The 15,849-nt window shown below is 30.6% G+C and carries 17 protein-coding genes; 1 reads left to right on the top strand and 16 read right to left on the bottom strand.

The annotated features are described in order from the left end of the window. Nucleotides 1–240 precede the first annotated feature (240 nt). Nucleotides 241–1,434, top strand: coding sequence for an FprA family A-type flavoprotein (locus tag EIH23_RS10675; RefSeq protein ID WP_122640277.1), 1,194 nt, complete (start codon nt 241–243; stop codon nt 1,432–1,434). Between the two features lie 53 nt (nt 1,435–1,487). On the opposite strand, the gene mgsA is transcribed toward EIH23_RS10675, so the two are convergent. The 16 genes from mgsA to EIH23_RS10595 all read right to left on the bottom strand — a co-directional run bounded on the left by mgsA (nt 1,488) and on the right by EIH23_RS10595 (nt 15,840). Then, complete coding sequence (gene mgsA / locus EIH23_RS10670; RefSeq protein WP_122640276.1) at nt 1,488–1,901, bottom strand: methylglyoxal synthase; 414 nt, start codon at nt 1,899–1,901, stop codon at nt 1,488–1,490. A gap of 22 nt (nt 1,902–1,923) precedes the next feature. After that, entirely contained in the window at nt 1,924–3,042 is a 1,119-nt protein-coding gene (rodA, locus tag EIH23_RS10665) for a rod shape-determining protein RodA (RefSeq protein WP_122640275.1), read from the bottom strand. Between the two features lie 88 nt (nt 3,043–3,130). Then, entirely contained in the window at nt 3,131–3,415 is a 285-nt protein-coding gene (minE, locus tag EIH23_RS10660; protein ID WP_122640274.1) for a cell division topological specificity factor MinE, read from the bottom strand. 17 nt (nt 3,416–3,432) lie between these two features. After that, nucleotides 3,433–4,230, bottom strand: a complete 798-nt coding sequence (gene minD / locus EIH23_RS10655) for a septum site-determining protein MinD (protein WP_122640273.1) — start codon at nt 4,228–4,230, stop codon at nt 3,433–3,435. A gap of 26 nt (nt 4,231–4,256) precedes the next feature. After that, nucleotides 4,257–4,937 (bottom strand): septum site-determining protein MinC, encoded by a 681-nt coding sequence (locus EIH23_RS10650; RefSeq protein ID WP_122640272.1) that lies wholly within the window; start codon nt 4,935–4,937, stop codon nt 4,257–4,259. 60 nt (nt 4,938–4,997) lie between these two features. Next, the gene (locus EIH23_RS10645) at nt 4,998–8,003 is read right to left on the bottom strand and encodes a penicillin-binding transpeptidase domain-containing protein (protein WP_122640271.1); all 3,006 of its coding nucleotides are present in this window, start codon (nt 8,001–8,003) and stop codon (nt 4,998–5,000) included. Nucleotides 8,004–8,014: 11 nt separating this feature from the next. Continuing rightward, complete coding sequence (mreD, locus tag EIH23_RS10640) at nt 8,015–8,503, bottom strand: rod shape-determining protein MreD (RefSeq protein ID WP_122640270.1); 489 nt, start codon at nt 8,501–8,503, stop codon at nt 8,015–8,017. A gap of 15 nt (nt 8,504–8,518) precedes the next feature. Continuing rightward, nucleotides 8,519–9,424, bottom strand: coding sequence for a rod shape-determining protein MreC (gene mreC, locus EIH23_RS10635; RefSeq protein WP_243113393.1), 906 nt, complete (start codon nt 9,422–9,424; stop codon nt 8,519–8,521). 8 nt (nt 9,425–9,432) lie between these two features. Next, on the bottom strand, nt 9,433–10,509 hold the full coding sequence (locus EIH23_RS10630; protein WP_122640268.1) for a rod shape-determining protein: 1,077 nt from the start codon (nt 10,507–10,509) through the stop codon (nt 9,433–9,435). Nucleotides 10,510–10,536: 27 nt separating this feature from the next. Next, the gene (gene radC, locus EIH23_RS10625; protein ID WP_122640267.1) at nt 10,537–11,244 is read right to left on the bottom strand and encodes a RadC family protein; all 708 of its coding nucleotides are present in this window, start codon (nt 11,242–11,244) and stop codon (nt 10,537–10,539) included. 18 nt (nt 11,245–11,262) lie between these two features. Beyond that, nucleotides 11,263–11,841, bottom strand: a complete 579-nt coding sequence (locus EIH23_RS10620) for a Maf family protein (protein WP_122640266.1) — start codon at nt 11,839–11,841, stop codon at nt 11,263–11,265. Nucleotides 11,842–12,087: 246 nt separating this feature from the next. After that, nucleotides 12,088–13,059 carry an RnfABCDGE type electron transport complex subunit B gene (locus EIH23_RS10615; RefSeq protein WP_122640265.1) on the bottom strand — a complete coding sequence of 324 codons (972 nt, stop codon included), beginning with the start codon at nt 13,057–13,059 and terminating at the stop codon, nt 12,088–12,090. A gap of 15 nt (nt 13,060–13,074) precedes the next feature. Further along, nucleotides 13,075–13,650 carry an electron transport complex subunit RsxA gene (gene rsxA, locus EIH23_RS10610; protein WP_122640264.1) on the bottom strand — a complete coding sequence of 192 codons (576 nt, stop codon included), beginning with the start codon at nt 13,648–13,650 and terminating at the stop codon, nt 13,075–13,077. A gap of 17 nt (nt 13,651–13,667) precedes the next feature. Then, complete coding sequence (gene rsxE, locus EIH23_RS10605; RefSeq protein ID WP_122640263.1) at nt 13,668–14,261, bottom strand: electron transport complex subunit RsxE; 594 nt, start codon at nt 14,259–14,261, stop codon at nt 13,668–13,670. A 17-nt stretch (nt 14,262–14,278) separates the two neighbouring features. Further along, nucleotides 14,279–14,845 (bottom strand): RnfABCDGE type electron transport complex subunit G, encoded by a 567-nt coding sequence (locus tag EIH23_RS10600; RefSeq protein ID WP_122640262.1) that lies wholly within the window; start codon nt 14,843–14,845, stop codon nt 14,279–14,281. Beyond that, on the bottom strand, nt 14,845–15,840 hold the full coding sequence (locus EIH23_RS10595; protein ID WP_122640261.1) for an RnfABCDGE type electron transport complex subunit D: 996 nt from the start codon (nt 15,838–15,840) through the stop codon (nt 14,845–14,847). Before EIH23_RS10595 ends, EIH23_RS10600 begins: the two co-directional genes overlap by 1 nt. Between the last annotated feature and the right edge of the window lie 9 nt (nt 15,841–15,849).

The raw sequence follows: 15,849 nt of genomic DNA, 5'->3' as shown, positions 1-15,849 counted from the left end.
GATATTTCCAAAATTAAACTATTGAAAATTAGGTGGTTTATTTTATTATATTAATATAAAAACTTAGTTTTTGTCGAATGATTTATGTATATTGATTATGATAAAAAATAATGCTATTTTAGTATATATAGTATTTTTTCCCAAAAACTTTAATTTATATATTTTGTTTAAACTAAATATTAGTGGGTATACAATATACATATATGTATATAATTAGTTAATTTACTAGGAGGTTGTGTAATGAGTAAAGTATTTGAAGTAAAAGAAGATATCTACTTTACAGGAGTTGTAGACAAAGATTTAGAGGTTTTCGATATAATAATGGAAACTGAATTTGGTACAACTTATAATTCTTATATAATAAAAGATGAAAAAACAGTTCTATTTGATACTGTAAAACCAAATTTTAAAGATGAATTTATAAGTAATATATCAGAAATAACTGATGTTAAAGATATAGACTATGTGGTAATTCACCATACTGAACCAGACCATGCTGGTAGTTTAAAATATATCTTAGATTTAAATCCAAACATAGAAGTATACTGTACAAAAGCAGCAAAATTATACTTAGATGAACAAATAAATAAACCATTTAAATGTCACGTTATAAAAGATGGCGAAACTTTAAATATAGGTAAAAGAACATTAAGATTCATAGTTGCTCCATTCTTACACTGGGCTGATACTATGTTTACTTACGTAGAAGAATCAAAAACATTATTCACTTGTGATGCATTTGGATGTCACTTTGCAAATGTAGATGCAGACTGTGTTGAAAGTGAAGATTATTTAAAATCAGCTAAACACTACTTTGACTGTATAGTTAAACCATTCTCTAAGCATGTTTTAAATGCAGTTAATAAAGTTGTTGATTTAGGAATAGAATTTGATACAATACTTACTTCTCATGGACCTATGTTAACTAAGGATCCAATGGCAGCTGTTAAAAGATATGTTGAATGGTCTACTGAAACTGTAGAGTTTACTAATCAAAATCAAGTTGCAGTGTTCTACTTATCTGCATATACAAATACTTTAACTATGGCTAAGAAAATAGAAGAAGGACTACTTTCAGAAGGAGCTCAAGTTAAGTTATACGACTTAGAACAATTAACTTTAAAAGAAATGCACGATGCAGTAGTAATGTCTAAAGTAATACTTTTAGGATCTCCAACTATAAACAAAACTATGGTTAAACCTATGTGGGATTTATTCTCTGTAATAGACCCTATGGCTAACCAAGGTAAAATTGCTGGAGTATTCGGTTCATACGGATGGAGTGGAGAAGGTATATCAATGGCAGAAAATACACTTAAAGCGATGTCATTTAAAGTACCTGTTCCAGCACTTAAAAAGAAATTCTTCCCAAGTGAAGATACTTTATGTGAATGTATAGAGTTTGGTAAAGAATTTGCGAAATTAGTAAAGTAATATAAAAAAATAAGATATCAACAGATATCTTATTTTTTTATTCTTTAATCTATTTACACTCTTTGGCTAGTAGTTTTTCTAACTTCTCTCCATGATAATTCGCCTCTATCAAGAGCTTTTATAAATATCTCTGCAGAAGCTAAATTTGTAGCCACAGGAACATTATAAACATCACATAATCTAACTAATGCTTGTATATCCGGTTCATGAGCTTGAGAAGTAAGAGGATCTCTTAAAAAGATTACTAAGTCTATATCTTGAGTAACAATTAAAGATCCAATTTGTTGATCTCCACCTAATGGACCCGAAGCAAGTCTTGTTATAGTTAATTCTGTTTCATCCATTATTTTTTTCCCAGTTGTTCCAGTTGCATATAGTCCATATTTTTTTAAGATATTTTCATATGCTATACAAAACCCTATCATAGTATTTTTCATTTCATCATGAGCTACTAATGCTATATTCATCATTTTCCCCTACTCCTTTATGCTAAAAGTTTATCTTCTTCTTTCTCATACATACATTTAATACTAAACCTAAGTTTGCAAGGGATGTAAGTAAAGAACTTCCCCCATAACTTATAAATGGTAATGTTACTCCCGTTACAGGAATTAACGCTACTGTCATGCCTATATTTTGTATTATCTGGTATGCAAACATGCTCATTACACCTATAACTATCAATGTACCATAGAAGTCTTTTGCCTGCCTAGCTATTACTAACATTCTTAGCAAGAAAATAGTGTACATAACTATAACTAAAGACATTCCCCATACACCCAATTCTTCTCCTATAACTGCAAATATAAAGTCACTATCTTGAACTGGTAGGAAATCATTTTGACTTTGACTACCTTGGTATAATCCTTTCCCAGTAAATCCACCTGACCCTATAGCTATTAATGATTGTATAACTTGATAATTACCCTTATAACTTGGATCATCTGGATGAAGAAATGCTTCTATTCTATCCTTTTGATGACTAGCCATCATCATATACATAATCGGTAATGATACTAAACCTATTATTATAGTTCTTTTTATTAATTTTATATTTAGCCCAGCCGTAAAAAGCATACCAGCAATTATACAACAAAATACGATTGCTGTACCTAAGTCTGGTTGAGCAAATAAAAGACCTATAAAAGGAAATGCATAGATAATTAATGGAATTATCTCTTTTAATGTGTTTAATTTACCCTTCTTAGATTCAACTATTTTCGCATAACTAAGTATGAATGTAAGCTTTACAAGTTCCGATGTTTGAAAATCTAGAGGACCCAACTTAAGCCACGATACAGCTCCACCTCTTTCTTGACCCAAACCTGGTACTAGTACCACTACTAATAGTAATAAGCTAATTAAATAAAGACCTTTATAGTATTTACCCAATAAATTATAATCAAATAGTAATATCCCAACTATCATTATGCATCCTAGTACAAAGGCTAGGCCTTGTTTATATAGTTGACTATAATTACCTGTTTCATTTACATGGGTTGCACTACTAAGTATAATTATACCAAAAGTAAATATAGCTAAAACAGTAAAAATTAACTTCCAGTCCAATTCTTTTATTAATTTAAGTGTATTTTTATATGTGCCCAATCTATCACCGTCTTTCTAAACTTTTACATATAAGTAAATAAGGGGTATGTATCAGTACAATACCCCCCTTATATTATATTATCTTAGATTACATCCTTCTATCTTTTATATTTTTTAATGGTATATTAGCCACTAATGCAGATACCGGTATATCATCATTTTCCCCTCTTGATTTAGACATTTTTATTTCTAGACCATTTTCTTCTATATCTGCATAGTTTGCTATAACTTTTAAAATATCATCTTTTATCATATCTAAAAGTTGAGGAGAACAATCCACTCTATCATGTACCAAAACTAATTTTAGTCTTTCTTTGGCAACCGATTTGCTCGATTTAGATTCATTCGAAAAAACTTTAAATATATCTAACACGGATTATCCCTACCTTTCTATTTAGCCATACCAAACATTCTCTTTATTTTATTGAAAAACTTATTATCATTCTCTATTTCTAGTAAGGGAACATCTTCTCCTAATATCCTTCTAGTTATATTCTTATATGCTTGACCAGCAAGAGATTTTTGATCAAGTATAGCTGGTTCACCCTTATTAGTTGAAACAATTATACTTTCGTCATCAGGAACTAATCCTAATAAATCTATAGCAAGTATTTCTAATATATCTTGCTTATCCATCATATCTCCACGTCTAACCATATCATGTCTTATTCTATTTATAATTAATCTTATATCTTTTATCTCATTAGACTCTAATAGACCTATGATTCTATCTGCATCTCTTACTGCTGACACTTCTGGATTTGTAACTACTATAGCTCTTGTAGCTCCCGCTACAGCATTTTTAAATCCTTGTTCAATACCTGCTGGACAATCTATTAAAATAAAGTCAAATGATTCTTTTAACTTTTCACATAACTCTGACATCTGTTCAACAGATACAGCATTTTTATCTCTAGTTTGAGCTGCTGGTAAAAGATAAAGATTATCAAATCTTTTATCTTTTATTAATGCTTGCTTTAATCTACAAGTCCCTTCAACAACATCAACTATATCATATACTATTCTATTTTCAAGACCCATAACTACATCTAAATTTCTAAGTCCAATATCTGCATCAACTACAACAGTCTTTTTATTTTCTAAACTTAGAGCAGTTCCTAAGTTTGCGGCAGTAGTAGTTTTTCCAACTCCACCTTTACCAGATGTTATAACTATAACTTCGCTCATAATATTACCCCCTATGGATTTCATCATTATTTTAATGTTTTGGATAAATAATCTTCAATTATTATCCTACCTTTACTTACAAAGGCAATTTCCGGGCTAATTTTTTTCTTTTTTTCATAAACTTCATCATCCGGCGCCTCTGCCATATTATTAGCAATTTGAAGTACTTTAGGATTCAAATGATTTGCCACCACATAAGCATTTTCATTTCCAAATGCTCCTGCATGTACAAATCCAGTAACACTTCCCATCACAATAACATTGCCGCCAGAAACAACCCTAGCTCCAGAACTTATGTCCCCCATGACAACCGTATTTCCTTTTGAATTAATTTGTGAGCCTGGCTTCATATCTCTCATTACAACTACATCGCCATCAAAATCAACATTTTCACCAGATCTTAAGTTATTTACATATTTAGTCTCGAAACTGTTGTTTTTAACTTCATCAGCTTCTTCTATAAATTCAATATCAAATCTAGAAACAATATCATGCTTGAGCTCTAGTATTTGAATATCACTTAAGTAATCACAATTAATGGCACAAATTTTTGCTCCATTAAAAAAACCTACTGAGGTTTCAAGCCTATCTATTATACCATTTCTTAATTCATCAAAAGAAACTACTTTCTTAATATTTAAAATTATCCCTCTTTTATTTCCTTTGAATTCAACTAATTCTTTCGGAGTAAATTTTCTCAAAGACATAACAACCTCCAGAGTGATATCATCTTTATCTATATTCTTCACAAACTCCATTAAATCCTTTTAATTTTTGATTTGTGATCCAAAATTTATATCTTCTTCGCCATTAACAACACTATTATCTTCAGTATTACTTGTTTTTTCACCAGCAGTTGTATTCTTTTTGTTATTTAATCCCATATAAGCACCTATTACCTCTCTTACAGGTAATAATGCATATGAACTTTCATTACCTTGAGGTATCATAGATACTACAGCTATTTCAGGATTATCAGCAGGAGCAAATGCTACAGTCCATGCAAAAGCACCATAATCTGATTTAAATTGATCTATAGTATCATCACTTATTTTAGGATTTAGTTCTTTTATAGCTTTTCTTAAGTAAGCCGATTTTACTTTATCTGAATCTTCTAACTTCTCATTTACACCTTCAGCTAGTTCATCTTCTAGTGATTTTCTTTCATCTTCATCTAACTCTTTATCTTTTAACTGCTCATTTATTTCTTCTATTCTCTCTGCTGTAAGCTCTGCTTCTCTTTCTTCCATTAGTTTATTAGCAAGAGCTACCGCTTCTGTTTCTGAAACACCATAAGATCCCATATGACTTAATAAATATTCATATTCATTAGCAGTTGGAATTTTACCACTTTTTTCAGCTGTACCAGTTTTAGCCGCTACTTCTACATCTAAACCTGCAAATGTAGTTCTTGCACTACTCAAAGTTGTCATTTGCTTCATACCTTGAACTAAATCTTTTAGATTATCACTGTTTTTGAAATTTATTTTTGTTGATTCATTTGTGTCTTCAACTACATCTTTATAATCACTAGATATTGTCTTTTTAACTACAGATAATTCTAATAAATTTCCTCCGTTTGCTATAGCTGCTACATATCTAGCCATTTGAGCTGGAGTATATGCATTCTCACCTTGACCTATCGCAAGGTTAAATGTGTCCGCTGTTGTCCATTTAGCTTGATTTAGATAATCAAAAACTATGTGGTCAGCTAAGTCCTCTGCTCTATCTTCTTTTACTTTTAATTCTAATAATCTATTTATAGCTTCAACTCTTCCAGGAGTCTTTTCTTCATCTGCCCAACTTACAATTTCATCAATTCTACTTTCAAATTCATCTGGATTTTTTTCCTTTGTTATATCAGTAAAATCATTAGCCATATTTTTATTTAAATAAGATTTTAATAATGTCTTAGTAGATTCAAGCTTTTGTTCAGTTGTAGGAACTGTACCGTTTCTTTCTTCTATTTCATCTATTAATCCTGTCTTTTCACTTAGTCCAAATAAGTTAGCATATTCTAATATTTTTTCTGGTCCCATATCTACATTTGGGTCAGACCCACCACTCCAGTTTTTACCACTACCTATTGTATAGAAGTAAATATTACATGATTCTTGTATCGCCTTATATAAATTTGTAGCCCCATGATTACTTTTAGATTTATGCCATACATAGTCAGCAAAATATCTATTTCCAAGCTTTATATACCCAGGGTCATTTATAGTATAATTAGGATTTAAACCATTTTCAAGTGCTGCCATACCAGTTATCATTTTAAATGTGGATCCAGGTTGGAATACCCCTTGTGTAACTAAGTTTAATAGTTTACTAGGAGCTAAAGAGTCATTGCTATTTTCAGGTAGTAACGTTTGATATTCATCATAAGATACACTACCCTTAGTAAACATATTTGGATCATATGATGGATAACTAACTGACGCTAATACATCTCCAGTCTTAACATCTATAGCAATAACAGCTCCAGATTGTGCATTAGGTGCTGTTCCACCACCCGATTTATTTCCATATATACTCTCAAATGTACCTCCCTTTCTAGCAAACTCTAATGTTCTAGTTAAGGAATCTTGAGCAACTTCTTGTAAATCTTTATCTATACTTAAATAAACAGTATCTCCTGATTCAGGTTCTGATACCTCTATTTCCTTAGTTATCTTACCTAAAGCATCAACTTGAACTTTTTTATATCCATCAGTTCCTCTTAATTGATCTTCATAACTTTTTTCTATGCCTGAAAGCCCTACTAAATCACTTTTTGAGTATCCATTTTCTAAATATGTAGACTCACTCGTAGACGGTATTTTCCCTATATAACCCAGTATATGAGATGCAAGGGTTCCACTTGGGTAGTATCTTACAGGCTGACTATTTACAGATACTCCAGGCATTTCCATAAGCTTCTCCTCAATTTGAGATATAGTCGATTCACTTACACCTTGTGCTATAGTAACTGGATTATATCTAGAATATCCTTGTGATTTTAATAAATTTCTAACAACAAGAACTTTTCTAGCATCTTCATCACTCATATTTTTATTTAAAGGTAGAGTTGTATCATCACTATAATAATCTTTAATTTTATTAAAAGCTTCTTTTGCACTTATATTTGAATCAGTTATCTTAAATGATGCTAACCAGTCATTTTTATTTTTCTCTGCTGTAAACATCCATTTACTTACTAAAATTGGTGGATACTCTCCATTTTTGTTTAATTTAGCTTGTAATTTTGACGCTTCTAGCCTTTTATCTTCATTAGATAAAACACCCTCATCTATTAATTTATCTACTAAATAATAAAAACTCTCTTTTGCATTTAAATCTTGAGGAATTCCTTTAGAATCTTTATATTCTCTTATTTCTTTATCATATGTATAATAATATTTACCATTTTCTATATATATAGGGAAATCGTCTGTATAACTTTCTCCATTTGATTCTAATAAGTTTATTAACTTTAAGGATATCTCATTAGATTTACTATTCTTTTTTGAATCTGTTTTACTTATTCCATCTGCAGAAACTTGAACTGTAAATTGATTTTTCGTTGTAGCTAAAACCCTACCATACCTATCTTTTATATCACCTCTAGCAGCTTTTATAGGAATTTCTTTATACGTCTTATTCTCAGCTTGCTCAATATAATAATCATATTTAAATACAGCCATATATACTAATTTTATCAGTATAACTGCAAAAACTACTAATATTAGATTTCTAATAATAACAAACCTATCATTTACTTTTTTATCGTCCATTCAATCACCAACTACTCTTCTTTAAGCTTTAATATACTTTTTTTAAAAATACTATAAATTATAAAGCTTAATATACTATTTATTAGTGGTATAATTACTATACCTTTCAGTACCATAGTTAATATTCCATAACTATTATGTACCAAGGTAGTAGCAGTAATGTTTACCATAGAGTCAAATATACTCGTGACAATTACTAAAGTCGCTATTGTAACAAAACTTTCTTTATAAATTTTATTTCTTAAAGTGCTAATTCCATAACATACTGTAAATAGAATTAAAGCATTAACACCAAAAATACTACCTATAGATATGTCTTTTATAAGACCTATTATAGTTCCTATTATACCAGCTTCAAGATCATTTAAATATAAAGAAATTATCGTACAATATATTAATACAAGGTTAATACCAACACCACATAGGTCTATATAATTTGTAACACTTCCCTCAATTATTACAAGGAGTATACCTATAAGACAAAGTAAAAATCTCTTCATAATTTATTATCCCCTTTATCCTATATCCGTTTTATCTCTTGGTTCTATAATTATAACATCATCAATATTTTTAAAATCTACGTATGGCTTTACAACTACATACTTTAAGGATTGATTCTTATCATCTATTACCTTATCTACCTTACCAATTATTATACCTTCTGGATACAGACCTAACCCTGACGTAACTAAAGTATCCCCAGGTAAAACATCATATGATGAGTCAAACATATACCCTTGAAGATATCCATTTTCTTTGTAACGTTCTCCATCACTAATATTTGCTCCCTGAGTTAAAATACCTTTAAAGTCAGAATTCTTTAATAATTTAAAACTTACTGATGATTTAGTATCTAAAAGTGAAATTGCCTTACTATAATTCTCTGAAACCTCATACACAACTCCAACTAATCCACTTCCATTGACAACTAAACTATCTTTTTTTACACCATCCTTACTTCCTGCCCCAATCACAAAACTAGTATACCAATTACCATCGTTTTTACTTACAACACTAGCCGATATCATATTTGCTTTATAATTTTCAGGAATAAAATTTAAAGCCTTTTTAAGACTTTCTAATGATTGACCTTTACTTAGCGTATTATTTAATTCTACTATTTCTTGTTTTAATTTTTCATTTTCAACTTCTATCTCTTCTAGCTTTTTAGCATTTTTCTTATAGTTAATAAGTTCACTAAAGTTATTTGTTATAAATGTAAAGCCCTTATTTAGGCTACTTTCTATAGATGATGTTGCATCCAAAACTGCACCAAATTTAAAAGGATTATTCCCAGAATACTTTCCAATAGATATTCCTACAATTCCAATTAAAGTGATAGCAACTGTAGTCGTTGCTATCACTTTTACATTAACCCTTTTTTTGTCCTTTTTATCATTATTAAATTTCAAGACAATCACCAACTTTATTATCTTCTAGTATTCATCATTAATACTTTCTCGAATATTTCTTGATCTTCTACTGATTTACCAGTTCCTAATGCAACACAGTCAAGTGGTTCCTCTGCTATTGTTACTGGCATTCCTGTTTCTTGCTTTATTAACTTATCTAATCCTCTAAGTAATGCTCCCCCTCCAGTTAACATTATTCCATTTTCCATTATGTCTGATGCTAATTCTGGTGGAGTTTTTTCTAAAGTTGATTTTATTGCATCAACTATAGCACTTATTGGCTCTTTTAATGCTTCTCTAACTTCTGTAGACGATATTTCTACAGTCTTTGGTAATCCAGATATTAAATCTCTACCTCTTATTTGCATATTGCTTTCTTGATCTTCTTTAAAAGTAGATCCTATACTGATTTTTATATCTTCTGCAGTTCTTTCACCGATCATTAAGTTGTATTCTTTCTTAACATATCCAACTATAGCATCATCAAATTTATTACCACCGATTCTAACTGATTCAGCTGAAACTATACCTCCTAAAGATATCACTGCTATCTCAGAAGTACCTCCTCCGATATCTACTACCATATTACCTTCTGGCTCTTCTACACTAAGACCCGCACCTATTGCAGCTGCCATTGGCTCTTCTATAAGATATGCATCTTTAGCTCCAGCTTGTCTTGCTGCTTCTTCTATCGCTCTTTTTTCAACATCTGTAACACCAAATGGTACGCATATTGCTATTCTAGGACTTACAACACCTTTTTTAGCTGCTGCTTTTTGAATGAAATAACTTAACATTGATTGAGTCACATCAAAATCAGCTATAACTCCATCCTTCATTGGTCTTATAGCTACTATATTTCCAGGTGTTCTACCTATCATTCTTTTAGCTTCTTCGCCTACAGCTAAAACTTCTTTGCTATCATCTCTTATTGCAACAACTGAAGGCTCTCTTACTACTATACCTTGACCTTTTATATAAACTAGCGTATTTGCAGTACCTAAGTCGATACCCATATCCTTTGTCATTTTTCCAAATCCGAATAAAGATCCAAATCCTTTTTTCTCTTTCTTTTCTTTCTTCTCTTTAGCCATATTAATGCTCCTTCCAACTATCTTAAATCAAATTATCATGTTTTCCTTAAAACTATAATATAAACCATCACCAATTATTATATGATCAATAATTTCTATACCTATTATATCTCCACATCTAATAAGTCTATCAGTAATACTTTTATCCTCTTTTGAAGGTTCAATATTTCCTGATGGATGATTATGGATTAAAATCATTTTGTTACTACTTCTCTTAATTGCTTCTTTAAAAACTTCCCTTGGATGAACCAATGATGAATTTAAAGTTCCAACAGACACATCTACGTCTGTTATAATTTCATTTTTTGTATTTAAAAGAACTACCTTAAAAATTTCTTTTTGTTCATACCTTAAGCTTTCCATATAATACTTATATATGTCCCAAGGATTTTTTACTTTATACTTACTGGGCCTAGCACTTGAAACCCTCAGTCCAAGTTCTAAAGCAGCTTTAATCTGTGTAGCTTTAGATAATCCGATCCCATCAATTTCACATAATTCTTCTATACTTATATCTTGTAAATGTCTTATTCCTTGTAAGTCTTTATTTATTATATAGTTAGCTAGTTCAATAGCATTCCTATTTTTTGTCCCTGTTCTAAGCAATATTGCTAATAATTCAGCATTAGATAAATATTTTACACCTTTTAAAATCATTTTTTCTCTCGGTCTCTCTTCTAATACCATATCTTTTAGTTTTCTAGAACAACCCAAAGATTCCTTCAGATAAATCATCCTCCATAAAAGTTTCATTTACTTGAAAAGATTTACGTCAAAATGCTCTTTTAGTAGATTGCTTATTTTAGAAATTGGTAAGCCTACTATATTAAAGTAATCTCCATTTATACTTTCAACTAATAAACTACCATATCCTTGTATTCCATAAGCTCCTGCTTTATCTAAAGATTCATTAGTGCTTATGTAATCTCTTATTAACTCATCAGATAAATCTTTAAAAGTAACTTCACTAACTACATAATCTATCACTTTTTTATCTGAACTTAAGTTTATTAAACTAATACCCGTTATTACTTGATGTTTTTTATTAGATAAAGATTTTATCATATTGTATGCATCCTCTTGATTTTTAGGTTTCTCTAAAATCTTATTCTGCAAAACTACAATAGTGTCTGCACCAATAACTAAATCATCTTTATTTTTAATTGCAACATCCATACATTTTTCAAAAGCCAATCTCATAACAAGATCTTTTGGAGGTTCATTTTCTAATATAACCTCTTCTATATCACTTGCAATTACTGTAAATTTTAAATTTACATTCTCTAAGATTTCTTTTCTTCTTGGAGATGCTGATGCTAAGATTATATTCATATTTTCACCTCGTTCTTGTACTTAGAATTTGTACTTATACAGTTTATCACTATATTGTAAAAAATTCAACGTTATTGTCGAACCTTTTAGTTACATAATTGTTATATTTTGTTGTCATTGCGTATAAATTTACATAGTACTAAAAAGCAAATTTTAACATAAATTTAGTAAATCTTTTTTTGTACTTTATATATCTATTCAATAAAAATAAAGGTATGATAACTTCACACCTTTATTCTATCCATATTATATAGTTTTAATAGCACCTTTAGGACATTTTTGCATACACAAGTGACATCCTACACATTTTGATTCATCAACTTTATGAGCTGATTTTTTTTCACCAGATATTGCATCAAATTTACACTGTTTTTTACAAATAGTACATCCTATACATTCCTTCTCATTAATTCTAACTTTAGATCTATTACTAATATCACCTTTTATTACTTTAGTAGGGCATTTTTCTACACACACCTTACATTGAATACACTTATCAAAATTAATCTTAGCTATCTTGTTTTCAAACACTATTGCATCTACTGGACAAACCTTAGCACAAATCCCGCACCCCATACAACCTACACTACATTTTTCTTTCACAGACTTTCCAAACTCTTGACTATTACATTCAACCACAACTTCTTGCTTAGCTGGCTTTTTTATTATTATAGATTTCGGACAAACCTCAATACATTTACCACACATTACACATTTATTCTCATCAATGATTGCAATTCCATCTTTTATTGTTATAGCACCAAACTTACAAACATCTTTACAGGTACCTAGACCTAAGCATCCAAATTTACATGACTTAGCTCCTGAATTTAACGACATTGCTGCCCTACAATCTGATATCCCCTCATAATCATATTTATCTTTTGCACTTTCACAACTACCTTTACAAATAATCTTTGCAACTTCTTTCTCTCCTTGTGAAGCTTTAATGCCCATTATTTCTCCAACTTTTGATCCTACAGCTGCTCCTCCTACTGGACACCCATTTACAGGAGCACTCCCCTTAACTATTGCATTTGCAAGACCTCCACATCCTGGAAATCCACATCCACCACAGTTAGCTCCAGGTAGAACTTCAAGTATCTTTTCTACTCTTTCATCAACTTCTACTGCAAATTTTTTAGAAGCATATGCAAGAATTACCCCAAACAGCAATCCCATAGCACCTAAAAGTATTATTGCCTTTAATATATCCATTATTTTCCCCCCATTTTATAACTTTATAAGACCTGTAAATCCTAAGAAAGCTATTGACATTAGCCCTGCTGCAATTAAAGTTATAGGAAACCCCTTAAATGACTTTGGTATGTCAGCAAGTTCTAGTCTTTCTCTTATTCCCGCAAATAAAATAATAGCCAAAGTGAATCCTATTCCTGCTCCAAACCCATTTACAATTGTTTCTATTAAATTATATCCATTTTGAACATTAACTATAGCTATACCAAGAACTGCGCAGTTTGTTGTTATAAGGGGCAAAAATACTCCTAAAGCTTGGTATAAGGATGGACTCATTTTTTGTATTACCATCTCTACGAATTGAACAATGGATGCGATTATTAATATAAACGCTATAGTTTGTAAATATTCAAGTCCTATTTTGACTAAAAGCATTTGTATAAAATATGTAATTATTGATGCTAAAGTCAAAACAAAAGTTACTGCTGCTCCCATACCTACAGCTGTATCAACTTTTTTAGAAACACCTAAAAATGGACATATACCAAGGAACTGAGATGTTATAACATTATTAACAAGTACTATACTTAAAAATAAAAGAATTAAATTCATATATTTCTCCCTCCTACCTATGCCTTTTTACTTCTAATCTTATTAAATCCAGCCATTAAAAAACCTAAAGTTAAAAATGCTCCAGGAGGTAATATGAACAATAATGCAGGTTGATATGAATCACCAAATAAGTTGAATCCAAACAAACTTCCTGCTCCAAATAATTCTCTTACAGCACCCAATATTGTAAGCGCTAGAGTAAACCCAAGTCCCATACCTATTCCATCAATAGCTGATAAAAGTGCACCATTCTTAGATGCAAAACTTTCTGCACGAGCTAATATTATACAGTTAACAACAATTAATGGTATATATAATCCAAGAGCTTGATCAAGCGTTGGAACATATGCTTTTAATAATAAACCAACAATTGTTACAAATGTTGCAATTACAACTATAAATGATGGTATTCTTATTTTATCTGGAATAAATTTTCTCATTAAAGAAATAACAATATTTGAACATATCAAAACTACTGCTGTTGATAATCCCATACCTAAACCATTTATTGCTGAACTCGTAACTGCAAGAGTTGGGCACATACCTATAACTTGTACAAAGGTCGGATTTTCGTCAATAAGTCCATTTTTTAAAACTTTTCCTGAATCCATAATCTTTATTCTCCCCCTTACTTACTTAAAGAATTGTTAAATAATTCTATAGCAACGTTTACACCATCCGTTACAGCTGTAGATGTAATAGTTGCACCTGATATTGCGGATACTTCATCATCTGAAGATACACTCCCTTTTACCAATGTTAAATCTGATGCAGGTTTACCTGTAAATTGCCCTTGAAAATCTGACTCTTTTGCCTTAGCTCCAAGGCCTGGTGTTTCTGACATATTTCCTATATTTATTCCTGTAATATTACCATCTGAAGATATACCCACTATAAGCTCAATTTCTCCTCCATATCCTTTAGGAAGAACCTTTACGGTATAACCAACAATATCAGATTCATTCTTACCTTCATAAACTTCTGATACCATTCCATCTATATTTTCATAATTACTACTATCAACTTCTGAAAACTCTTGTGCATCTGGTAATACCATCTGTCTAGATTGATTATTGGCTTCTATATTTCTTTGATTTATAACTGGAGATGTAATACTATTAGTCGCACCCAAAAGTAAAGCAGCAACAGCGCATATTGCAAATAAGTTAAGTCCTAGTTTAATAATATTGTTCATTATTTAGACACCTCCCCAAATACTCTATTAGATATATATTTATCTATAAGAGGTGTTGCTACGTTAGCTAATAATATTGAATATGATACGCCTTCTGGATATCCTCCAAATAATCTTATTACAGTTGTAATCGTTCCTGCAAGAATTGCATATATAATCTGACCTTTTCTTGTCATTGGTGATGTTGTATAATCAGTCAACATAAAAAATCCTCCAAGCATAAGACCACCAGCAAATAATTCATATATAGCAAAATTAAAGCTAAATCCACCTACAAAACAAGATAATAATAAAGTTAATATAAATACTGTAACTATATAAAATACAGGTATTATGTAATCTATTATTCCTTTATATATTAAGTAGACTCCTCCTAATAAGATTAAAATTGCACAAGTTTCACCAATACATCCACCTATATTACCAATCATCATATCTGTTAAGCTAATTTTATTTGATGCTAAATCTGCAATCCCCGATACTCCACTTTTTAAGAAATTCAAAGGTGTTGCAGTTGATACTGCATCTATATTTGATGAATTTATCCATTCTATAGCTCCTGGTTTGGTCCATGATGTCATAGCAACTGGGAAAGATGCCAGTAAAAATGCTCTTGCTGCTAATGCTGGATTTAAAAAGTTATTTCCTATACCACCAAATACCATTTTTACAACTACTATTGCAAATACTCCACCTGCTAAACACATCCACCATGGAAGTGAAGCAGGAATATTAAATGCTAATAGTAATCCTGTTACTACTGCGGAGAAATCTCCTATAGTACTTTCTTGTTTTGTAATTCTTTGATATATATATTCTGATCCAACTGATCCTAATATACAAAAAAACATAGCACTTAATGCATTTAATCTAAAAAAATATAATCCAGCTACCGCTGCTGGTATAAGTGCTATTAGGACTTGTTTCATTATATAAGAAGTGTCTTCATTACTTCTCACATGAGGAGAAGATGATACTATTAATTTCTTTTCCACAATATTTCC

The sequence above is a fragment of the Romboutsia sp. Marseille-P6047 genome (genome assembly GCF_900604535.1).
In the GTDB taxonomy this organism is placed as follows: Bacteria; Bacillota; Clostridia; order Peptostreptococcales; family Peptostreptococcaceae; genus Romboutsia_E.
This window is presented reverse-complemented; position numbering and strand designations above follow the sequence as displayed.

What these genes read in the sequence shown, in the direction of transcription:
- EIH23_RS10675 (WP_122640277.1), top strand. Translation starts at nt 241, where the DNA reads ATGAGTAAAGTATTTGAAGTAAAAGAAGATATCTACTTTACAGGAGTT.
- mgsA (WP_122640276.1), bottom strand. Translation starts at nt 1,901, where the DNA reads ATGAATATAGCATTAGTAGCTCATGATGAAATGAAAAATACTATGATA.
- minD (WP_122640273.1), bottom strand. Translation starts at nt 4,230, where the DNA reads ATGAGCGAAGTTATAGTTATAACATCTGGTAAAGGTGGAGTTGGAAAA.
- EIH23_RS10650 (WP_122640272.1), bottom strand. Translation starts at nt 4,937, where the DNA reads ATGTCTTTGAGAAAATTTACTCCGAAAGAATTAGTTGAATTCAAAGGA.
- EIH23_RS10645 (WP_122640271.1), bottom strand. Translation starts at nt 8,003, where the DNA reads ATGGACGATAAAAAAGTAAATGATAGGTTTGTTATTATTAGAAATCTA.
- mreD (WP_122640270.1), bottom strand. Translation starts at nt 8,503, where the DNA reads ATGAAGAGATTTTTACTTTGTCTTATAGGTATACTCCTTGTAATAATT.
- EIH23_RS10630 (WP_122640268.1), bottom strand. Translation starts at nt 10,509, where the DNA reads ATGGCTAAAGAGAAGAAAGAAAAGAAAGAGAAAAAAGGATTTGGATCT.
- radC (WP_122640267.1), bottom strand. Translation starts at nt 11,244, where the DNA reads ATGATTTATCTGAAGGAATCTTTGGGTTGTTCTAGAAAACTAAAAGAT.
- EIH23_RS10620 (WP_122640266.1), bottom strand. Translation starts at nt 11,841, where the DNA reads ATGAATATAATCTTAGCATCAGCATCTCCAAGAAGAAAAGAAATCTTA.
- EIH23_RS10615 (WP_122640265.1), bottom strand. Translation starts at nt 13,059, where the DNA reads ATGGATATATTAAAGGCAATAATACTTTTAGGTGCTATGGGATTGCTG.
- rsxA (WP_122640264.1), bottom strand. Translation starts at nt 13,650, where the DNA reads ATGAATTTAATTCTTTTATTTTTAAGTATAGTACTTGTTAATAATGTT.
- rsxE (WP_122640263.1), bottom strand. Translation starts at nt 14,261, where the DNA reads ATGGATTCAGGAAAAGTTTTAAAAAATGGACTTATTGACGAAAATCCG.
- EIH23_RS10600 (WP_122640262.1), bottom strand. Translation starts at nt 14,845, where the DNA reads ATGAACAATATTATTAAACTAGGACTTAACTTATTTGCAATATGCGCT.